This is a genomic window from Varibaculum timonense, assembly GCF_027694345.1.
Lineage (GTDB): Bacteria > Actinomycetota > Actinomycetes > Actinomycetales > Actinomycetaceae > Varibaculum > Varibaculum timonense_A.
On sequence record NZ_JAQEVU010000007.1, the window covers coordinates 107,996 to 129,102 of the forward strand.

Consider the following 21,107-nt stretch of genomic DNA (forward strand, 5'->3'; position numbering starts at 1 on the left):
TACATCACTTGGGGTGTCGATCAAAATGCTAATGAATATGGATTAGGAGATCTGGGGGGGGTTGGCCTTTAGATCTCTTACAGATTTGGGGTAGCTACCAAAAGTCTGGCTCATCACAAGATCTCTACGCGTGGATACATTCTCACATTGGGGCTACAGGTGACGGTAATGGATTTAGTTATGAGGATGTTTTAGCGGATGCAGATGCTTGGCTAATTGCAAAACACATGAAGAATAACTCATCTGATAAGAGCCTCTCTGAAGCTATGAAAGAGGTTTTCAAGCTAAGTGAAACCAATAGAATCAAACGTTTTTATAGTGATAGGTTTCATAGCAATGGCGACAATCTCGTGGCAGCTTTCCTAACAGTATCAGAAGGTATAGATGCTATGGGGCTAACCAATATCATAGCCACGGACAACCTATTGAAAATGGCGGCACATGCAGATAGATTACCATCACGAGCAGAAGCTGAAGTTATAGCTCGCGCATATGCGGCATTTCTAGCTAATCCTCACCGATAAAACAACTCCATTTTGTGTGGGTGTATGAAGAATAGCTTCATACACCCACACAATGGATTTCTTACTATGCTTATGGAAAAGAAATGATAGCTGAAACGAAATAAATCCATAATGACAGAATGAAAAATAATACTGTTACAGTACCCGTAAATATTTTTAGTGAGCGCTGATCTGAATTCCTTTTAGGGATCGTAACGACACATAATCCAGTAAAGCAGATAATTCGGTTAGAAAACCAAGCAAAGTAACCTAATGTATTTAAGATAAATAATACAAAGAATGCTCTATGCGTATAAAAGTCGTTCCCATCTACAAACGGAGATATGCTTTCAACGCTCGGAGCGTTAGAAAGCACTTTAATAATCCAGTGTTCATCGACATACATTAAAACCGATGGCAGCAAAAGCAGTAAGCCTAACCACCACAGCAATTGCCTGAGATACACAAGGAGAATTCTTCTACGCACGATTGACCTGATTCCGTAATAGTTAGTTTTTTAGCATCTAACTACCATCATAGATGGCGGTGAACAACAAGCGTGGTTAAAGATTTCACGAACAGGGGCGACAGCGCGTCTGGTTAGCACTAAACCAGACGCGCTCCACGAGAAGTTCCCGAAAGTTTTCTCACAAGCAAGTATCGCGCCGTCATCTGGCAATGCAACCACAAATTCTCTACACCCGACCCAGGCAAAATGCCGATCCTACGCGATAATCAGCTGCAAACAATCTTCCAAACAGCGCTCGCCCAGCTCATCGAGCAACGCGGCCTCATTGACTGGAAACTCCTCGAATCCGTACTCACCGACACCAGCGAGCTAGAAGCCAAAGCTGCTGAGCAGGTTGCTGAAGTAGAGATCGCCACGAAACTGATCGAGCAGGCTATCAACGCGAATGCACATCAATCCCAAAACCAGGACGACTACCACCAACGCTTCAAGAAGCTGGAACAACGCCAGCGTGAAGCCATCGACGCCTACGAAGCAACCATGGCGGAGATTGAGCGGCGCACAGGACTCAAAGCCACACTCAACCACTACCGGCGCACCCTAACCACACTAGACAGTGTAGGCGACTTTGACCCCGCTACCTTCCACGCCCTGTGCCAACGCATCGAGATAGCACCAAGTGGCAAAGCGACCGTGATCTGGAAAGACGGAACCAGTACACCAGAGCAATAGCGCCAAAGCCCAGAAATCAAAAGCCAGCACCGTTCATTTCAGGCGCTGGCTTTCTATTTTCCCAGCTCAACACAACAATTTCGCGTAACCCCTATTTTGGAGCAAACAAGCAATTTTTGGAGCAAAAAGGCAAAACAAAACCTGCTGGCGCGAAATTGTATCAACACCAGCAGGCAGTTAGTTACGGGATTGCTGGTATTAATACAAAAGTGAGGGCTGTAGAGACTGAGCAAATATGCCTGTTTTCCCTTGTTATCAAGCCAAAGTGGGGATTCTAAACTTGCTCTAACGCGCCTTGTGTCAGCGCCGAATTGAGCGTCTGAAAGCAGTTACCCGAAAGAGCCGAAAACCTTGCGCGCATCTATGCGCGCAAACCCCACTTTTGCGAAATGGTTAGGCTTTTGCGAAAATGTCGCTTCCAAAATGGCAAGTGTGCTGAGCCGTTATACGACCACCAATAGATTTAGCGCAAGCTCATCAGGTACTCTTTCACAAAGTTCTGAAAATCCACTTCATCAAACTTTTCGCCATCTGCGCCAACTGGGAATTTTTCCCACCTCGTACTGCCCGTTTTAGACACTGTTCTGTACCACTTTTTGATGTCGGTGCCATTACGGATAGCTGAACTGGACGAGTTTTCTGAATTGTCGCGGTTTTTAATCTGTAAAGACTCCCAGTCAACTCCAGCTTGTTTGCTTGGACGAATAAAGTCGACAGCTTTTACTACTTCGCCCGCACACCAAACCCAATCATCATCTGTACATTTACTATCAGAACCCGTCAAATTATATCGTAATTATTTTAATACACTATTCAATTACCAGCTCTACATAATCCCCATCTTCCTTATTGTATACATGCTTATTTACGATTCCAAGTAGTTTCTGTATATCTTCCATATTTGAAGCCGAAAATTCCAAATAACAAGTCTCATCACTGGTATAATTCAAATCTTTATAAAAATCCTGAATCGCCACATAAAATTTTTCTAAAACATCTTCCAATGGATATTGGGAAATATTCCTCGGACTATCTCCTTCTCCTAATTCTGGTTCTTGAACAAATTTTAATGAAGTAACAAAGCAATCACTTTTCATAAAATCGTCATACGTTTTATAGATATGTTCTGCTACCTTTTCGTAATCAGCTTTGTTATATTTTTCATGTACGAAAATATCTATATTTTTCATCTCATAGAACCTTATACCTTGCCAAATTCAATAAACTGGGAGTTGACTATATAACAATAGAACAAATATTATTTATAGCATGATCTAAAAGGTCAATATACTTCCAGTATTCTGTCGGAAAGTTTGAAATTTCACTCATATCATTTTGATCAAAGTGGTAAACAATATGCCTCATTACTTGATTTTGAATAAAATATAAATCTCTTAATTCTGCGAGAGTTATACTTTCCAATTTACTAACATAAGCATATAGGTCATAAAAAGACTTCTCGTCAAATCTATCTTCTTCATGTAAAAAATAAAGGAAGCTATAGTTGGCTGCATTTTTATTAGAATAAATTATATTTGGTGTTGACACACTATTCCCTCTACAACTTCTAATTTTTATTTATCTACTTTAGCTTTTTTAATAATTCTACAAAAGGTACTTTATTATTAGCTTTTCTAAGCGAAATCAAATCAAAAACAGAATCAACATCTAAATCGAACATTACGGATTCCAAACTAATTGTCATAAAATAATAATCTACAACCTCTTTACTAAACTCATTTTCTAAACTACTCCATAAGTTATTCGGTAAAATGCAAAACGCTAAAGTATCATCACCAAGACTTTCAACAAACCATCTTATTTCAAAATCTTCCTTTATGATTTCGTTGAAATACTTTATAGTTGTATCCCTATCCATATTATCCATATAAGGAACAACTATTTCTTCAGCTCTGTATTTTAATTTTATGTCATCACCATATTTTTTATTATTATTTATAAAATCTACTTCTATAAGATTTCCTATTTCACTATTAAAGTAATTGATTACAGATTCGTCTTCTTCTCTCCAATCAATCCAAATTAAATCATTACTTTCCCAAAGGTCATCAATATTATCTGGATATAATAAAAATTTTCTTACGCTTTCATATTTATTATTCATAAAACCTTATCCTCAACAAATTCAAGTTGTTTCACTCGACAGCCAAATGCCCAAAGTTTGCTAGGGAAGGAAAATCTTTTTCCAGGAAGGAGAAGTTGTCGCTCATTAGTTGTCTCCTTTGATTTCCATAATGTCTGCCGGCTGGCAGGCAAGAGTTTCACAGATGCGAACGATAATGTTGGTTTGGATGTTGTCTCCTCTACCTAGTTTGGCAAGGGTGGCTGGGCTGAAGCCTGCTGCTGTGCGCAGTTGTTCTTTCGTCCATCCTTTGTCGATGAGAAGTTTCCATAGTTTGTTATAGGACAGTCGCATTATTTGTTCTCCTCATCGGTTTCGTCTTTCTCTTCGTTCCAAGTGAATCCATAGAGTGCGTGCTCGTTTTCACCTAGTTTGATGACTCTTGTCCTGTTAACGATTTCTTCTGCTTCCGCCCGATATTTCGGGGTGGCATCGAATGAGAAGAATATTTGTTTAGGGTGGCCATCCTCGGAGGTAAGTTCCGCTACTCGTTCATAGAGTGTGAGCAGGTTACCAACAGGGAAATATGCGAGTTGTTTGATGAGCACGGAGTCGTGGATCAGGATGGGCAACTTGGTTAATTCTAGGATAGCTAAATCAAATGAAATCAGGTTCTTGGATTGCGAACCGGCCCCGTTGTCTCCTTGAGATGAAAAGGTATACCCCGCTTTACCGCGTGATTCTTTGAAGCTAAATAGTGGCGGTTTACGCTTTTTATTCGGATAGAGGGCTTGGACGAATTCTTTGGTGAGTCGGTTGATGTTGTGCTCGATATCGCCGAGAATGACCGGCCGTTGTTCTTTGAGAGCTTTGTTTGTTTCTTTGCGCAGCTTGTCGAATTCGCGCATTTTGTCATAGGCGTCGATTTGAGCTTCAAGACGTTTAATGGTGGCTGCTAGCTCACCGTTTTCTTCGTAGGTTTTATCATCGAGCTCAACTGATTGTTTGAGCTGGTGAATTTCTCGTAGCCGTTGGTTAATCTCGTTGTCCAACACAGCAATTACGCGACGATATTTTTCTGCCTGCTCGTTGAGCTGGTCTTCATAGACGTCGACGAGAGCTCGGTGATAGTACTCGATAGTTTCGAGTTTCTCTTTGTTTACGTTCGGGAAGAAGTTATAGAACTCTTCAAGGTCATCGGTTGCGAGCCTTGATTCTCCCGATAGCGTTGCTTCAACTATCGATAATTTTCCTTTAAGAACAGAACGTTTGTTCTGCAGCGAGCGCAACTGAGTCTTCATGTGTTGCTCTTCGCTTTTCGCTTGCTCTGCTGCCTGGAAAAGATCGAGGTCTGCTGTCACTCGCAGTTGTTGAAACGCAATCCGTGCTTGCGTTAGTTCTCGCTCGGCTTGGTCGCGTTCTTTCTTATTTCGTATTTTCACGTATTGACTAAGCCCTGTTTTAGCCATCCCTTCAAGCGAAGAGTAACTGAGGTTGGCTGCTTTGAGGTCTTCCTCGAGTTGTTTGAGCTTTCCGTACACGCCGAAGAGTTTCTCCAGCGCAAACACACCCTGTTCATCGGGTTGTGCAGGAGCGGCTTTAAGCGGCTTTTTCAACATGGCAAGTTGCTCGGTATCGATTCGAACGAACCGGCCTATTAATTCTCGAAGAGTCGAATCGGGAATGTCTAGACCGTATTGTTCAGCAAGAAATACTCGATAATCGTCTATCTGCCATTCTTCTTTTCGTTCTTTCCATTCAGGATCAAAGTATTCTTGAACGAAACCTGGGCGTGAGGTATCGCGGGAGAAATACCTGTCTTGTTCTCCAAAACGGAAGGTAAAGTAAATAGTGTGGTGGCCGACAGCATCAGGATCGGTAATGACGTCAGATTTTGCGAAATCTGCACCACCGAAAGCGTAATCCACTATGGAGAGCAAGGTAGATTTGCCGATAGAGTTCTCGGCTTCAGCTCCTCCCTCGACGACGTTCAGACCAGGGTGAAAAACTATGGGCGGGCGGGGCTCGCCCGCGTCGTTGAATCTGTCAGACCATACGTTAATCAGCAAGCGCAATCACCCCGTTTTCAACATCAATCGTTATTTTTCTCAATGCGAGCAGTAGAGTGAGTGCTTCTATAAGTTCAGCCGTCCCGCCTACCTGTTTCACTAGATCAAAATGTAAATCAATGAGGCGCATCGGATTATTTAAGTGATTCAGGATTCGCGGAAAGTTGGCGAGGGTTGATTCGTCGAAAGTGTAGAGCTTGTTAGGCAATCGCATAGTCTGTCTCCACGTCTACATCTGGGCGGAATACCTCACAAATATGGATGAAGTAGCTGATGAGAATGCCACACACGTAAATGCCGCTTCCCGTGTGATTGTTCATCCAATCGCATAGTTGCCTGAACTGCCCGGGCTGATCCAACCCCGAGCTTTCGAAGGTCAGCCACGCCCCTTGAACTTGATTGCACAGTCGAGTGAACTTGAGCTGTTCTCTCGCTTCTTTAGATTTCAGCTGATTGACGATAAAAGGCTTGTAGACGGATACAGCATCAGTTGCTTGGGAAAGCAGATCAGCATCGTGAATTTTCTGCTCAAGGTCGACTGCGTTGAATTTGGGATCTGGTATGCGTTGCTCGTAAGGAATGTTGGAAACCGCGTCCAACAGCAGGCTGATTTCGTTTTCAAGCCCCAAAGGCACGACATTGTCGGCAAGGCGATGTTTAGCAAGAAGACGTGCAAGGTTAGCTCGTAGCTGTTGTTCTTCTTTTTTCGTGTGAGCCAGCTGGTATTTTTCGCCATGCTCGGCGCATAACACTGCGAAATCATCGCGTAAAGGTTCTTCAATGTCTTCGTCGAGAAGCACGATCATGTAGGAGGCCTTGGATTTATCGTGCGATTCGATATTGAGGGTTTTTCCGCACTGCAGACAACCATCCGATAAGACGAGAAGTTCTTCGCGATACCTAGCCTTCGCAGCTAGTTGGCGAATACGAATCCGTGCTTGCAAATCAGGATTTTTTATTTTTGCGAGCCGCTCGAGAATGTCCAGCAGAATTAGGCAGGCATCTTCGGCCACGTGCGTTAAGCGAATCCTTACTCCAAAACTCTCAAAATTGAGACGGATGAGATTCTGCGCTGGCTCATCTAAATCCTCAATCAGACAAATGAGATTATCTATATTCAAGCGAGAATAAATTGCGTTTGCTAGCCCTTTGCTAAATCCCGCGTCGCGTGACATAAGCGAGGTAAGTACATCATCGGATATTGAGGCCGTGCTTGTGGGGTCGTTTCGCGTATTCCATTCCCCCTCATTGACAGTAGTAAACATGGAGATCAGTTCACGCGCATAACTAGACCCATGGAGGTTGCCAGGAACAACAGGGCGTACTGATTTAGCCCACTGGTGGAACTGCACTGTTCACCTCCTAACGAAGTTTTCTCAAAAACTCTCAAAGTTTTGCCTCAACGTTTCTCAAAGCTTGCGAAAGCCCATTATTTAACCTTTTCGTGAAGCCCAGCGATGGGATTCGTTGTGGCGGAATGACGAGATAGTCGCCTTTCATTATATCGAATCAACCTGCGATGTGTGAAGAGAAACTTCACAAACGCATGAATAGACGGTTAGAAGGCGACGTTCTCGAGCATCCCGCACACATCTATTAGTGAGGTCACCACGAGCCAGCGCGCAATCGGTGCGTGGCAACCTCACGACCGACAAATAGCGACAAGCAATAAGTCGGGAGATCTGCGGAGCAGCCAGCACTGGCCATTACCTTCATAGGCGATGGCTTGTTGCTGGGTTTGTTCTTGCAGGTCGACCTCATAACTGAATATCGCTCCGTGGATCTCCCGGAAGGGAAATCCACAAATGAAAGTACAAATCCGTTACGAAAAGCAAAAGTTCGATGTGAAGAAACCTGCAGAGTATGTGGAGGTTGAGGTGAGTGATGGCGAGGTGGTCTCGATGATTGAGGCTGATTATCGTCAACGCCGCGATATGGTACAAAGCCTTGAATTGGTGCAGCGGCGTTCTATTGAGGAGATTGTCCGGGAGGAGATTAATAAGCCGGAGTATAACCAGGCGAAACAGTGGGTACGCAATACGGATTCGTGTTGGCGTGCTCCTTTGGCTGGTGGCGGCAATATTTTTGATGAGCTGGTCGACCAGTATGGTCACATGAAAGCGTTCGATGATCCGTTTGATGACGTAGATACGCGGTTGACGGTTGAGAGTGCTTTGGCTGGCTTGGATGAGCGTGAGCGCTTCATCGTTATCCAGAATCGTTTGAATCAGGTGCCTTTGACTGCGGTAGCGGCTGAGCTTGGAATTACTCAGCCTCGTGCCTCGCAATTGTTGAAATCTGCGCGGGCGAAGATTGCCGCCGAAATTGGTCTCAAACTTTGATTTATATTTCGACCCCCTGGAAGCCCTCCTAGTGAAGGAACACAGCGTGAAGGCAGTGGGTCTCACTGGGAGGGTTCTTTCAGGAAGGAGCCGGTGATGAGCCGGAAACTACGTGTGAAGGTCAGTAAGCATTCTGACCCGGATGCTGTGGCATCGGTGGGTATGCGCCGCCTGTCAGGAAGGGTTTTGCGCAAGCTCACGGGTCAGAGTGGACGGTGTGCAGTGTTACTGCAGGGGCGGGATGTGCAATCCATTGAAATCATTGACAACGACCAGTCGAAGATATCAGGTAAGCGGCGTGGTTCGTTTGCGGATGAGGATTTCGAGTCGTTCATGAAGGCCGTATTTGGTCCTGATCAGGCAGATGAGGTGGCGTGATGACTCCAGCGAACCATGTAGCCAATATGCGTCAAATTTTCGTCAATCTTCGCCAAGATTTGAAAAGCCTGCAAGCCGAAATAGAAGCAACCGAGAACGACCTGCTGTATTGGATGGAATCAGGTATCGAAGCGGACTATATGCTCACGGGCGGGCCGGGTGAACCCGAAACCGTCGAGAATCAACAAGCAGAATCTGTCAGCGAACCTCAGCCGCAGGTCAAGCTGCTGCCACTGGAGGAAGTGCGCGGCGTGTTGGCGGATTATGCACGCTCGGGCTTAAACGATTTCATCAAAGCCAAGATTCGCTCGTTTGAGCATACGAAGCTTTCACAGTTGACGGTGGAGCAAGCCAACGCGGTGCTCGCTGCAGCTGAGGCTGAGGCTGGTGGTGCATGATGCCACCGCAAAAACACGCACTCTTGAGCGCCTCGTCGGCGCATCGTTGGTTGCACTGTCCCCCATCAGCGAAACTCACGGCTGGGGTGACAGAGGCTCCAAGTGAAGCTGCACTTCAAGGCACGGCGGCTCACGCGTTGGCAGAACATAAGCTGCGCCGAGCACTCAAGCAGCAATCTAAACGCCCCGTCTCCAAATACGAAGATGACGAGATGAATACCCACACCGACGATTACGTCTCCTACGTGCTCGAACAATACGAGCAAGCCAAACAGGTGACGTCTGGCGCGGTGATCTACATCGAACAACACTTGGATTTCTCCAACGTTGTGCCTGGTGGCTTCGGCACTGGCGACTGCCTCATCGTGGCTGATGGCACGCTGCACGTTATCGATTTGAAATATGGCTTGGGCGTGCTGGTAGAAGCTGAGTGGAACCCACAAATGATGCTCTACGCGATCGGTGCACTTGCCTTGTTCGACGCTCTTTATGACATTGAGCAGGTGGCATTAACGGTTTTTCAGCCACGGCGCGAAAACGTATCCACCTGGACGATTAGCGTCACTGAGCTGAACAAGTGGGCCGAGCAGACGCTCAAGCCTGCAGCCGAACTAGCAGCGAAAGGCGATGGCGAATTTTATGCAGGTGCCTGGTGTCAGTTCTGCAAGATCGCCTCCAACTGCCGGGCAAGGGCTGAAGCGAACCTTGAGCTGGCTAAGTACGAGTTCGCCCCGCCAGCCGAACTTAGCCCAGCTGAGGTGGCTGATGTGTTGGCGCAAATACCAGAACTCACGCGGTGGGCGTCAGACGTGCACGACTATGCCCTCAGTCAAGCCCTAAGCGGTGAGCGGTACGAGGGGTTCAAGTTGGTTGCTGGCCGCTCGATCCGCAAATACACAGATGAGACTGCGGTGGCTGAGGCTGCGAAAGCTGCAGGCTATAAGGACATCTACAAGCAGTCCTTGCTCACTATTACCGCGATGGAAAAACTCATGGGAAAGAAGAACTTTTCCGAAATCCTCGGGAATCTAGTGGTCAAGCCCGAGGGTAAACCCACTCTGGTTCCCGTCACTGACAAACGCCCAGAACTGCAGGTTAGTACTGCGGCTGACGATTTCACAAACATCGACAATCAACAGAAAGAAGGTAACGAAAATGTCGAACCGCGTGAACACCAAGAATAAGAAGAATAATCCGACCAAGGTCATAACCGGCGAAGTGCGTTTGAGCTACGCAAACGTGTGGGAAGCAAAATCTATTAACGGCGGCAAACCAAAGTTCTCAGTATCGCTTCTTATTCCTAAGGATGATGCTGCGACTATCGATGCGATTAATGCTGCTATCGAGGCAGCAATCACCGAGGGTATTGGGAAGTTCGGTGGGAAGATCCCGCCACGCGCATCTTTGAAGCTGCCGCTACGTGATGGAGATGCTGAGCGTGACGATGACGCTTATGCCGGACATTATTTCGTGAATGCCAACAGTATTAATGCTCCGCAGATCGTGGATCAAGACGTAAACCCCATCCTCGACCGCTCCGAAGTCTATTCTGGCTGCTACGGGCGAGTTTCCATCAATTTCTACGCTTTCAACACCAACGGGAACCGTGGCGTGGCCTGCGGTCTTGGCAATATTCAAAAGACCCGTGATGGTGAGCCACTCGGCGGCCACGTGAGCGCGGCATCGGAATTCGATACCTGGGATGCAGACGAGGACTTCCTCGCCTAAAGCAAACCAATCCACTCAAGGGGCGGAGTCAAGTCGGTTGGCTCCGCCCCACTCACTCGTTAAGGAACCTTATGCGCACGCTCAGTATCGACATCGAAACTTACTCGCCAATCAGCCTCGCCAAAGCCGGAGTTTACAAATACTGTAACCACCCTGACTTTCAGATTCTCCTTTTCTCCTACGCGATCGACGGTTGCGCGGTGCGCACAGTGGATCTAGCATCCGGAGAGCAACTCCCCACAGAGATTCTCCGAGCACTTGATGACCCTGCCGTTATCAAGTGGGCTTACAACGCCGCTTTTGAACGCACCTGTCTTAGCGCCTACCTCGGACGACGACTTGATCCAGCTGGGTGGCGCTGCTCAATGATATGGGCAGCAACCCTTGGCCTGCCACTTTCCCTTAAAGATGTCGGCAAAGTGCTGAATCTCGATGCTCAAAAGATGGATGAAGGCAAGGAACTCATCAAGTATTTCTGCGTCCCCGACAAACACGGCCATCAGCGTCTGCCCGGCAGTGACCCGGATGGCTGGAGGCTCTTTAAGACCTACAATGCCCGCGACGTGGAGGTAGAAACCCAGATTAGGGGCAAGCTCTCCAACTTCTCAGTACCTGATTATCTCTGGGAGCAGTATGAGGTCGATCAACAAATTAACGACCGAGGTATCCGTATCGACACCACACTGGCCGCAAACGCTATAACTATTGACGAATCCCACCGGGCGCAAGAACTCGCCCGTGCGCAAGAACTCACCGGCTTGGAAAATCCTGCCTCGCCATTACAGCTACAAGAATGGTTAAACCAACACGGATGCCCGATAGAGTCAATGGCGAAAGAATCAGTCGATGATGCCCTAGCATCTGCCAGTGGTGAGGTGAAAGAAGCACTCGAACTCAGGCAAGAATTATCGCGCTCATCAGTGGCGAAATACCGGAAGATGATGGATGCCGCCTGCATCGACCAAAGAGCGCATGGTCTGCTCCAGTTTTATGGTGCAAACCGTACAGGGCGGTGGGCAGGACGTCTTGTGCAAGTACAAAACCTACCTCGGAACTATCTGCCCGACCTTACCCAAGCACGTGGCTTGGTGCGTGACAGTAACGGTGAGGCGCTCGATATGCTTTATCCTTCCGTGCCCGATACTCTCAGCCAGCTGATTCGCACCGCATTCATCCCCTCGGAAGCTCACCGGTTCATCGTCGCCGATTATTCAGCAATTGAGGCGCGAGTGCTGGCGTGGCTTGCTGGTGAGGAAACCACGCTCGCCGCGTTCAAGAACGGTGAGGATCTTTATTGCGCGACTGCGTCCGCGATGTTTGGTATGCCGGTGGAAAAGCACGGAGTCAACAGTGAGCTTCGGCAGAAAGGAAAAATCGCTGTCCTTGCTTGTGGCTACAACGGATCTGTGGGTGCGCTCAAAGCTATGGGCGCTTTGAAGATGGGGCTAAGCGAGGACGAGTTACAGCCCATTGTGGACGCTTGGCGGCAAGCCAACCCTAATATTGTGCAGCTGTGGCACAAGGTCGACAATGCCGCTACCAGAGCAATTAGCACCAGCAGACCGGTCACGCTGCGCAACCTGAGTTTCGAGAAGAAATCCGGGATGCTCTTCATCACCTTGCCAAGCGGTCGGCGCTTGGCATATGTAAAGCCAGGTATTGGCGTGAACAGGTTCGGAGGCACCTCGATTACTTATTGGGGTCAGGGCGTGGCTCGGAAGTGGCAGAAACTAGAGACTTACGGTGGAAAACTGGTCGAGAACATCGTTCAAGCCACCGCCAGAGACCTCCTCGCCGAAGCCATCACCCGCATTGAGAATGCCGGTCACCAGATCGTGATGCATATTCACGACGAAGTCGTCATCGACGAACCCATCAATTCCGGCACCACCGCTGCTGACATATGCACCCTCATGAACGAGCTACCCCAATGGGCTGAGGGTTTACCGATTGATGCAGCCGGGTACGAATGCGGCTTCTATCAGAAGGATTAGTTAATACTCCAGAGCGGGTTCTGCTGCCAGATCGTTTGAAATATATAGGTAATATGCAAGTTCATACAAAGATTTAACATCAGAATTTCTCGTAAACGAACAGCTTTTTCTTAATTTTTTTACAAAGCCTGATGATTCGTTTTTCGCAATTTGTCTTCATAAGTTCTTCAAATCACATAGTCAACCTCTACAACTTCAAATTTACGTATCCACATAAATTTATATTTTGTACCATTTCAATATTATACAATTATTACCTATTCATTTTTCTTATAGTAACTGGGATAAAGAGGGTGTTCAAATACACCATCATCAATCATTTTCTCAATCTTCGATGGCAAATCAACTTTATATACTTTTTCATAAATAGCTGTGCTTAAACATTCAAATCCTCCTCCCGAAGAAATATCACCTAAAAAATTTTGAATTGCTTCTATATCGGGATAATGATCAGGATTATGTAGATAACGCATATATTCCTCTAAAACTCGTCTAATGTATAGAAAGTCTTTCAGGCTTATTGTTATTTTTTCCTTATCAGAAATATTATTTAACCCATATTCAATTATGTCTTTTATATCTGCATATTTTCTCATATCTGAATTCAATACCTCTTTTCTCCAAATAAACCGAGAGTTTCATTAAATTTCTAATGAAATTATCTGCATAAATTTTTGATTTCTCTTTGCTTAAAAATAAATACCGTTATTTAATTCCATAAACTCTTTAGCAAACTTTGCGATAAGTTCATGATCAAGTGTAGTAGCTAAGATTTCTTCACTATCATTAGCTGTTGATGTCCAAGATTCGCTGTTACAGAAACGCTATCGCATATAGCATTCGTAATTAAGGACTTCGGTCTATTCCCTTGTCATTAATACAACCGTCTCCTCAACAAATTCAAGTTAGCAAGTACACATTATGTCAATAAGAACTTCACGAATGTCCATTATTGGCTATTTAATTTGGTTGTCAAGCTCAATACCCTGTTCCGCTAAACCAAAAACTAACTCCTTAAAACTTTCTGCAATAATTTCTAAATCATCAACCGATGTCACATATACATCATGTGGCAAAACAACAATTTTGTCTGTTTCCTTTAAAATACAAACTAAACTGCCATCACCTAAACCGCCAATAGGAAAAACAGTATTATTTGATATGTTGCTTTCTTCGTCGTCGGTACAGTTTGCAATAAAAGCAGGGTATTCACAGCCTAATTCCTCTAAAGTGAAAATCCATGGATCAACAAAATGGCAGCCACCAAATTCCTTGAGTAAATACCGATATTCTGACGGAATTGGTTCGAATTTGTTTTCAAACTCAGATATGTCTTTTTCGGACTCCGGGTGATATTTGCTGTGCGTGTCAGCCATAACGCTATAAGCTTTTCTTAGTAATTTAATCTCTGCTTTCATTAATTCCATATGCTTTCTCCAATCAATACACAGCATCAATATCAGCAAGATTCATGCCAGGAATAAACACATCGCAGCGCGCACCATCTGCCCCTATCTCACGCCACGAGTACCAATACCCGGAAAGCCGATAATAATTCACTCGTTCCAACAGATGCCGTGCCAACTGATCGGAATCAATCACCATCCCGCGAGAGCGTAACAAGTTGATCTGCTCGCCATGCGTCTTGAACGCCTTACCGCTCCCGGTAGCGCTCTGCACTTGTCGGCTCTGCTGCGGGCTCACGACGGCACCTCCCTTGAGCCTAGAAACAATGAGGACCGGCCCTGGACCCTCGCGGGCGGAACCGGTCTTGATGCATCAATCATAACCCACATCCCGTTAACAGCCAAGCAAAGTTCTCGCCTGTCCTATCAAGGTTTTGCCTGCCTATTTTCAAAGTCGTGTTTATATTTCGCTCTTCTCAAAGCCCTCCTTGTAGAGGGTCAGCTCATGGCTCTCACCAACAAACTACGGGAAGGAGAGCTAATGACCGGCTCCACACTACAAGTATTCACCAACAAGCAGTTCGGCCAAATCCGCACCATCACTAACGATGGAACCATCATGTTCTGCGGCCGTGACGTCGCGAGCGCTTTGGGATATACGAATCCGAATAAGGCAGTGCAAGACCACTGCAAGGGGGTTCCATTTCGTTACCCCCTTGAAACGTCAGGCGGGATCCAACAGATCCGTTTCATCACTGAAGGGGATGTTTACCGCCTGATCGTCTCCTCAAAGCTCCCTGGTGCGCAACGTTTCGAGAGGTGGGTGTTTGATGAGGTGCTTCCATCGATTCGTCGGACCGGTTTGTACGCGATCGATGAAATCCTCGACAACGATGAGCTGCTCGAACAAGCCCTCACACGTCTGCGTGCCGAGCGTGTCAGGCGTCTTGCTGCCGAGCAGGCGTTGCCCGAGGCAGCACCGAAAGTTTCCTACTACGATATCGTGCTGCAGTCACCGTCGTTGATGCCCATCACCGCTATCGCTAAAGACTACGGGCTATCCGCGAAGAAACTCAACCGACTGTTAGCTGATGAACATATCCAGTTCAAACAGTCAGGCATCTGGTATCTGTACGCCGAGTATGCGAAATACGGCTACACCCAATCCAAAACCCACCTGCTGGAGAGCGGCAAGACGGTGATGCACACGTACTGGACGCAGAAAGGCCGCCTGTTCATCTATGACCTGTTGAAAAACTGTTGCGGAATCCTGCCCGTCATTGAACGTGAGGCAGGTGAAACCAAATGAGCAATCTCCTCGACGACAAGCCATTGATCAGCGACCTCGCTCCGTGGCGTAACTTCAAAGGATATGCGGACCCTACCGCTTATAAGGCGCTGCGGGCGGTAGAGATGGCCGAATTCGGGTATCGACCACTGACCTATGTTTGCTCACCGTATTCGGGTGATGTTGGGGCGAATGTGGAGTTGGCGCGGGATCTCTCAGCTTATGCGGTGCGCTGCCGGCGTATCCCGCTCGCACCCCACCTGCTGTTTCCGCAGTTTATGGATGATACCGATCCGTGGGATCGCGACCTCGCCATGTTCTTTAATCGCGTGTTGCTTTCTAAGTGCGAGGCGATGTGGGTTTATACGCCGCGTGTTTCGCCAGGCATGAAAGCTGAAATTTCCTGGGCACACCAGCTCGAGCTACCCATCACCTACTTTGACCACAATTTTGCGGAGGTGAACCTCAATGACTGACTTCATTTTGTGCACGACTAACCTGGTTGGCGCTCAGCGTAACCTTAACTACCCGAATCACCGGCAAATCGCGAGCGCGGCTGATTTGAAAAATACCGTGGCACGTGACCATGTGGCGGCCGAATATGAGGGCGATATCCGTTCCACCGACAAGTTCTTGAACTCCACGTGTGTGGTGATGGACATCGATAACGACCACTCTAACAGCCCGGCTGATTGGGTGACACCGGAATCGCTCGCTCTCATTTTCCCGGGCGTCGCTTTGGCGACCGCGACCTCGCGTAATCATTTAAAGCCCAAGGGTGAAAAGACCGCCAGGCCGCGCTTCCACGCCTATTTCCCAATCAAACCGGTCATTGACGCTGCAGTCTATACGGGGATCAAGAAGAAGCTCGCCTCATATACCGGAATCTTTGACCGTAACGCTCTCGACGCTGCCAGATTTATTTACGGAAACCCGACAGCTGAGGTCACCTGGGTAGACGGTGCCCTATCCATCACCGATTTTCTTGATGCTGACGCGTTCGCCGCACTCGAAATGGCTACTGGTGAGATTCGAGAAGGTGCCAGGAATGCGACCATGAGTGGTTTCGCTGGGCGAGTGATTGTGCGTTTTGGCAATACTGAGCAAGCACGCCAGCTTTTCGAGACGAAAGCACAAACCTGCGTGCCACCCCTACCAGATAGTGAGTTGGAGGCAATCTGGGCCTCGGCTCTCAAGTTTGGTGCAAAAGTAGCTGCAACACCGGGTTATATTCCACCAGAACGGTACGCTGAAATCCAAGGACTGCGTCCCACCGATTTCACCGATGTCGGTCAAGCCACCGTCCTGGCAGACGAATATGCGCAAAAACTAGCATTCTCTGAGGCCACAGATTGGCTGGTGTATAACGGCTCGTTTTGGGAAGAAACCAGACCAGGCTCGCGCGCCATCGCTCAAGAACTCACCACGCGCCAGTTAGAGCAAGCCACAGATTTGTTGGAGAAAGCCCGTGAGGCGTGTGATTCCACTGGGGTCACAAAGTTGCTGTCGGCGATGAGCCTAACCAAAGCGAAAAACCTATTCACTAGCGTACAGTGGACCGCTTACGAGCAGCTCACTAATGCTCAAGTCTACGAGAAATATGTGCTCAAACGGCGTGATTCTAAGGCGATTACGGCGTCGCTGAAGGAGGCAGCTCCGATGCTGCAAGTCACCCAAGCAGACCTTGACGCAGACCCTTTCGCTCTCAACGCCCCTGGTGGCACCATTGACCTCACCACCGGGCAAATTCACGAGCACGACTATGGGGATTTCATCACCAAACAAACCACCACCGATCCCGCCACCAAAGGCATGGACACGTGGTTGGCGGCGCTCGAGGTGTTCTTCCAAGGCGACCAAGAACTAATCGACTATGTGCAGCGAATCGTGGGGCTGACCGCGATCGGCAAAGTCTACGTCGAAGCCCTCATCATCGCCTACGGCGACGGCAGGAATGGCAAATCAACGTTTTGGAACACAATCGCTCGGGTGTTAGGCACATACGCGGGCAACATCTCCGCCGATGCTCTAACTGTGGGTGTGAAGCGGAATGTGAAGCCTGAGCTGGCAGAAGCCAAAGGCAAACGCCTCTTGATCGCGGCGGAGACCGAGGAAGGCATGAGGCTCTCCACCTCTATCGCCAAGCAAATGGCATCCACTGATCTGCTTTATGCGGAAAAGAAATATAAGGCGCCCTTCGCGTTCGCTCCTTCGCATACGCTCGTGCTGTATACGAATCACCTGCCACGCGTAGGTGCAATGGATGTTGGTATTTGGCGCAGGCTGATCGTGATCCCATTCGAGGCAAAAATCGAAGGCTCCTCGGACATCAAAAACTACGCCGAACACCTCTACCAAAACGCCGCTGGTGCCGTTCTGCAATGGATCGTTGATGGTGCCCGCAAAGTGATTGATGACGACTTTGTTTTGAAGCCACCGCCTAAAGTGCGTCGAGCCCTGGAGGCCTACCGGTTTGAGAACGACTGGATGACACATTTCTTAGACGATAACTGCGAGATTGACCCGAGCTTCACACAGCCCTCGGGCGAGCTTTATAGCGTCTATCGCGCCTATGCGCTCAGCGTGGGCGAATACGCCAGATCCACGTCCGATTTCTATTCAGCCTTGGAACAACTCGGATTCCGCAGACGCCGCACAAAGAGCGCACGCTATGTGGACGGACTACGCCTGAAGAGCGAATTCAACCTTTAGCCCCTAAGTGGTGACACTATCTGTCGGTCTATAACAGAACTTTTCTTAAGAGCAATAAAAACAAATATCTATATATAAAAAGTTATGTAAACGACTGGCAGAAAGCGTCACCACGTGAGCAGAAAGCAACACGTGATGAAAGAACAACATTTAGAACAAGCACTCGTAAAAACCGTTGAGGCTTTGGGCGGGGTCTGCTGGAAACTAGTCAGCCCCGGAACCGCCGGTGTACCTGACCGAATCGTGCTGTTACCTGATGGGCATGTTGGCTTCGTAGAAGTCAAAGCACCCGGCGGAAAAGTCCGCGCAATCCAAAAACACAGGCTCAGGCAGTTGAAGCACCTGGGCTTCACCGCACTCGTACTCAATAACCCTGATGAGGTTGAGGAGGTGTGCCATGCAATACAAGCCGCATAACTACCAACAGCTAGCAACGGCTTTCATTGAGGAACACCCGGCTGCAGCGCTACTGCTCGAGATGGGGCTTGGCAAGACCGTCATCACCCTGACAGCAATACAAGATCTCCTCTTCGACTCCTTTGAAGCCCACCGGGTGCTGGTGATTGCGCCGCTGCGCGTAGCAAGGGACACGTGGCCTGCCGAGCAAGCAAAGTGGAGCCACTTACGCCAGCTACGTCTGGCAGTAGCTGTCGGCACCGAACGCCAACGCCGAGCCGCACTCAACTCAGGCGCAGACATCACAGTGATGAACCGGGAGAACGTCGACTGGCTTATTACCCGTAGTGGCATCAAGTGGCAGTGGGATATGGTCATCATCGACGAACTCTCCTCCTTCAAAAACCACCGCGCCAAACGCCATGCCGCGCTCATGAAGATCCGCCCCCAAGTCAAGCGCATCGTCGGGCTTACCGGCACCCCAGCCAGCAATGGGTTGATGGACTTATGGGCGCAGTTCCGGCTGTTGGATTTGGGTGAGCGGCTCGGACGCTACATTTCCCGCTACCGCGATAAATGGTTCGTGCCCGATAAGCGCAGTGGAATGCAAGTATTCACCTACAAACCCAAACCTGGCGCTGAAGACGAAATCTACCGAGCAATCTCGGATATCACGCTGTCTATGCGAACCAGCGACTACCTCACCCTCCCACCACTGACTGTCACGACCACCGAGGTGACCATGAATCCGAAGGAGCGCAAGGTATATGACCGGTTAGCGGCAGAGATGGTAGTCGAGCTGGGCGATGAGGTGATTGACGCGGCCAATGCTGCCGTCCTGGCAGGTAAGCTCACCCAACTAGCGTCCGGTGCGATCTACACCGAAGCCGGCGACCCTATCGTGGTACACGGCCGCAAACTCGATGCCCTTGAAGACCTCATCGAAGCAGCGAATGGGAATCCCGTGCTTATGGCGTATTGGTGGCAACACGACCTAGCACGCATCCGGCAGCGCTTCCCACAAGCCAGACAGTTAAAAACATCGGCGGATATTGAGGCTTGGAATGACGGTGAAATCCCACTCGGGTTGATTCACCCAGCTTCCGCTGGGCATGGGCTTAACCTCCAACAAGGAGGCTCAATCCTCATCTGGTATTCCCTCACCTGGAGCCTTGAGCTATACCAGCAAACCAACGCCCGCCTGTATCGGCAAGGCCAGACCAAGCCGGTGACTATTACGCATATTGCGACCAAAGATTCGATTGATCAACAGATTCTTAGGGCACTCGAATCGAAGAACATGACCCAGTCGGCGCTCATCGACGCGGTAGCGCAGACCTTGAAAGGAGAAACCAAATGAGCGTTACGCATCAAGAAACCGACATCACCTGGCGCTACGTTGACCGCCGCGCCGCTGCTATCAACGCGCTACGCGACTACGCCACTATGGAAACCATCATCGATAACACTCCCGACGACCTGAAAGCCATCGAAGCCGACCTGCCCAGCCTGTCCTCCCCCATCTTGGATGGCGGCCGCCGTGCGTTCAATCCCACCGCTGCCGAGGACAAAATCCTTAGACACCTGGAACGGATCGATAACCGCACCCGCAAATACCTGCAAGCCAAGGATTACATGGACTGGTTCAACCCCGCCTGGCAAGCGCTCACCGATGAGGAACGGGACGTGCTAGAAGTTTGCTTCCTTTCCGGATACGAGTCCGCAACTGATGCGATTTATGAGGTGCAAGAGCGGCTAAACGTGGAACGCTCCACCGCCTACAACCGGCGCAAAACCGCCCTCGACCACCTCACCAGTCTCCTGTACGGACGCTAAAATGCTTGGACAAAACGCGGACGACATTCTCGTTTCGAGCCTGATATAGTGTAACTAGTTAGAAAAAGGTCAAAGCCCCGAGCGGAAAATATCCTCTCGGGGCTTTACCATCACCACAGGAGATAACGGGAATGCCAAGCAAACCCAAACACCCCTGCTCTCAGCCTGGCTGTCCCGAACTAACCCGCGAAAGGTTCTGCCAGCTCCACGCCAAGGAAGCGGACAAGAACTACCGCAAGTTTCAACGTGACCCGAGCATCAACAAGCGTTATGGTGCACGCTGGCGACGCATCCGTGCCGCATACATTTCCCAGCATCCTTTGTGCGAAGACTGCCTAGCACAAGGCAAGACGACACCGGTACAGGAAGTCCACCACATTCTTCCCCTCGAGCATGGCGGCAGCCATGACTTTGCTAACCTGCGCTCGCTTTGCAAACCGTGCCACTCCAGGCAGAGCGCGTTAGACGGTGACAGATGGAGGCAAGCCCTTCAGGTCTACACCTACTAGATTTTTTGAAAAACGCGACATAACCACTAAGCACTTCCCCACCCCAAAAATATCGACCTTCTTCCCACGCCAAGTTACGGGACCAGTCGAGGATTCGGTTAGGGGTTGGGGCCCTCGAATCTCTACAACTTCGGCGAAGGTCAGCGGGCGGGGCCAACCGTACGCAAAAAGACCGAATCAAACAGGGTATTAACCTGCATTGGTCCCTCTTTGCTTCATCACTATTTGTTGTTTTGGGATTTTCCGCCCTGGAAAGCCAATAGA

General features: G+C 48.6%; 26 protein-coding genes. 15 read left to right on the forward strand and 11 right to left on the reverse strand.

Annotation, left to right across the window (positions count from 1 at the left end; translation table 11 throughout):
- Positions 1-227 precede the first annotated feature (227 nt).
- On the forward strand, positions 228-524 hold the full coding sequence (locus tag PG728_RS07435; RefSeq protein WP_270626749.1) for a hypothetical protein: 297 nt from the start codon (positions 228-230) through the stop codon (positions 522-524).
- A 694-nt stretch (positions 525-1,218) separates the two neighbouring features.
- Positions 1,219-1,704 carry a hypothetical protein gene (locus tag PG728_RS07440; protein WP_270626751.1) on the forward strand — a complete coding sequence of 162 codons (486 nt, stop codon included), beginning with the start codon at positions 1,219-1,221 and terminating at the stop codon, positions 1,702-1,704.
- 463 nt (positions 1,705-2,167) lie between these two features.
- On the opposite strand, the gene PG728_RS07445 is transcribed toward PG728_RS07440, so the two are convergent.
- The 8 genes from PG728_RS07445 to PG728_RS07480 form a co-directional block, all read right to left on the reverse strand.
- A complete protein-coding gene (locus PG728_RS07445; protein WP_270626753.1) occupies positions 2,168-2,488 on the reverse strand; it encodes a SinI family restriction endonuclease in 321 nt (106 codons plus the stop codon).
- A 25-nt stretch (positions 2,489-2,513) separates the two neighbouring features.
- Positions 2,514-2,894, reverse strand: coding sequence for a hypothetical protein (locus PG728_RS07450; protein WP_270626755.1), 381 nt, complete (start codon positions 2,892-2,894; stop codon positions 2,514-2,516).
- 46 nt (positions 2,895-2,940) lie between these two features.
- Positions 2,941-3,252: a hypothetical protein gene (locus tag PG728_RS07455; protein ID WP_270626757.1), complete on the reverse strand. Its 312-nt coding sequence runs from the start codon at positions 3,250-3,252 to the stop codon at positions 2,941-2,943.
- Between the two features lie 34 nt (positions 3,253-3,286).
- Positions 3,287-3,829: a hypothetical protein gene (locus tag PG728_RS07460; RefSeq protein ID WP_270626759.1), complete on the reverse strand. Its 543-nt coding sequence runs from the start codon at positions 3,827-3,829 to the stop codon at positions 3,287-3,289.
- A 105-nt stretch (positions 3,830-3,934) separates the two neighbouring features.
- Positions 3,935-4,141: a helix-turn-helix domain-containing protein gene (locus tag PG728_RS07465; RefSeq protein WP_057002007.1), complete on the reverse strand. Its 207-nt coding sequence runs from the start codon at positions 4,139-4,141 to the stop codon at positions 3,935-3,937.
- Positions 4,141-5,856 carry a DUF2326 domain-containing protein gene (locus PG728_RS07470; RefSeq protein ID WP_270626761.1) on the reverse strand — a complete coding sequence of 572 codons (1,716 nt, stop codon included), beginning with the start codon at positions 5,854-5,856 and terminating at the stop codon, positions 4,141-4,143. Before PG728_RS07470 ends, PG728_RS07465 begins: the two co-directional genes overlap by 1 nt.
- Positions 5,846-6,064 (reverse strand): ABC-three component system middle component 7, encoded by a 219-nt coding sequence (locus PG728_RS07475; protein WP_270626763.1) that lies wholly within the window; start codon positions 6,062-6,064, stop codon positions 5,846-5,848. Before PG728_RS07475 ends, PG728_RS07470 begins: the two co-directional genes overlap by 11 nt.
- Complete coding sequence (locus PG728_RS07480; protein WP_270626765.1) at positions 6,057-7,208, reverse strand: ABC-three component system protein; 1,152 nt, start codon at positions 7,206-7,208, stop codon at positions 6,057-6,059. The genes PG728_RS07475 and PG728_RS07480 overlap by 8 nt, the downstream gene beginning before the upstream one ends.
- A 453-nt stretch (positions 7,209-7,661) precedes the next feature.
- Between PG728_RS07480 and PG728_RS07485 the strand changes: the two genes are divergently transcribed.
- The 6 genes from PG728_RS07485 to PG728_RS07510 all read left to right on the forward strand — a co-directional run bounded on the left by PG728_RS07485 (position 7,662) and on the right by PG728_RS07510 (position 12,696).
- Positions 7,662-8,198 (forward strand): sigma factor-like helix-turn-helix DNA-binding protein, encoded by a 537-nt coding sequence (locus tag PG728_RS07485; protein ID WP_057002011.1) that lies wholly within the window; start codon positions 7,662-7,664, stop codon positions 8,196-8,198.
- 96 nt (positions 8,199-8,294) lie between these two features.
- Positions 8,295-8,576 (forward strand): hypothetical protein, encoded by a 282-nt coding sequence (locus PG728_RS07490; protein WP_022865339.1) that lies wholly within the window; start codon positions 8,295-8,297, stop codon positions 8,574-8,576.
- A complete protein-coding gene (locus tag PG728_RS07495) occupies positions 8,576-8,974 on the forward strand; it encodes a hypothetical protein (RefSeq protein ID WP_022865338.1) in 399 nt (132 codons plus the stop codon). The genes PG728_RS07490 and PG728_RS07495 overlap by 1 nt, the downstream gene beginning before the upstream one ends.
- Positions 8,974-10,158 carry a DUF2800 domain-containing protein gene (locus PG728_RS07500; protein ID WP_270626785.1) on the forward strand — a complete coding sequence of 395 codons (1,185 nt, stop codon included), beginning with the start codon at positions 8,974-8,976 and terminating at the stop codon, positions 10,156-10,158. Before PG728_RS07495 ends, PG728_RS07500 begins: the two co-directional genes overlap by 1 nt.
- A complete protein-coding gene (locus PG728_RS07505; protein WP_270626767.1) occupies positions 10,130-10,702 on the forward strand; it encodes a DUF2815 family protein in 573 nt (190 codons plus the stop codon). Before PG728_RS07500 ends, PG728_RS07505 begins: the two co-directional genes overlap by 29 nt.
- A 71-nt stretch (positions 10,703-10,773) precedes the next feature.
- Entirely contained in the window at positions 10,774-12,696 is a 1,923-nt protein-coding gene (locus PG728_RS07510) for a DNA polymerase (protein ID WP_270626769.1), read from the forward strand.
- 257 nt (positions 12,697-12,953) lie between these two features.
- Here PG728_RS07510 and PG728_RS07515 read toward each other — a convergent pair whose 3' ends face one another.
- The 3 genes from PG728_RS07515 to PG728_RS07525 form a co-directional block, all read right to left on the reverse strand.
- A complete protein-coding gene (locus tag PG728_RS07515) occupies positions 12,954-13,304 on the reverse strand; it encodes a hypothetical protein (RefSeq protein WP_270626770.1) in 351 nt (116 codons plus the stop codon).
- A gap of 348 nt (positions 13,305-13,652) precedes the next feature.
- Positions 13,653-14,123: an SMI1/KNR4 family protein gene (locus PG728_RS07520; protein WP_270626772.1), complete on the reverse strand. Its 471-nt coding sequence runs from the start codon at positions 14,121-14,123 to the stop codon at positions 13,653-13,655.
- Positions 14,124-14,136: 13 nt separating this feature from the next.
- A complete protein-coding gene (locus PG728_RS07525) occupies positions 14,137-14,400 on the reverse strand; it encodes an Abi family protein (RefSeq protein WP_270626773.1) in 264 nt (87 codons plus the stop codon).
- 243 nt (positions 14,401-14,643) lie between these two features.
- On the opposite strand from PG728_RS07525, the gene PG728_RS07530 reads away from it, so the two are divergent.
- The 7 genes from PG728_RS07530 to PG728_RS07560 all read left to right on the forward strand — a co-directional run bounded on the left by PG728_RS07530 (position 14,644) and on the right by PG728_RS07560 (position 20,843).
- Positions 14,644-15,411 (forward strand): phage antirepressor, encoded by a 768-nt coding sequence (locus tag PG728_RS07530; RefSeq protein WP_270626774.1) that lies wholly within the window; start codon positions 14,644-14,646, stop codon positions 15,409-15,411.
- Complete coding sequence (locus tag PG728_RS07535; RefSeq protein ID WP_270626775.1) at positions 15,408-15,866, forward strand: DUF7768 domain-containing protein; 459 nt, start codon at positions 15,408-15,410, stop codon at positions 15,864-15,866. The genes PG728_RS07530 and PG728_RS07535 overlap by 4 nt, the downstream gene beginning before the upstream one ends.
- Positions 15,859-18,102: a phage/plasmid primase, P4 family gene (locus PG728_RS07540; protein ID WP_270626776.1), complete on the forward strand. Its 2,244-nt coding sequence runs from the start codon at positions 15,859-15,861 to the stop codon at positions 18,100-18,102. The genes PG728_RS07535 and PG728_RS07540 overlap by 8 nt, the downstream gene beginning before the upstream one ends.
- Before the next feature lie 114 nt (positions 18,103-18,216).
- Positions 18,217-18,519 (forward strand): VRR-NUC domain-containing protein, encoded by a 303-nt coding sequence (locus tag PG728_RS07545; RefSeq protein WP_248903172.1) that lies wholly within the window; start codon positions 18,217-18,219, stop codon positions 18,517-18,519.
- Positions 18,500-19,858, forward strand: coding sequence for a DEAD/DEAH box helicase (locus PG728_RS07550; protein ID WP_270626777.1), 1,359 nt, complete (start codon positions 18,500-18,502; stop codon positions 19,856-19,858). Before PG728_RS07545 ends, PG728_RS07550 begins: the two co-directional genes overlap by 20 nt.
- Positions 19,855-20,334 (forward strand): hypothetical protein, encoded by a 480-nt coding sequence (locus PG728_RS07555; protein WP_270626779.1) that lies wholly within the window; start codon positions 19,855-19,857, stop codon positions 20,332-20,334. Before PG728_RS07550 ends, PG728_RS07555 begins: the two co-directional genes overlap by 4 nt.
- 131 nt (positions 20,335-20,465) lie before the next feature.
- Positions 20,466-20,843, forward strand: a complete 378-nt coding sequence (locus PG728_RS07560) for an HNH endonuclease (RefSeq protein ID WP_270626780.1) — start codon at positions 20,466-20,468, stop codon at positions 20,841-20,843.
- Positions 20,844-21,107: the final 264 nt, after the last annotated feature.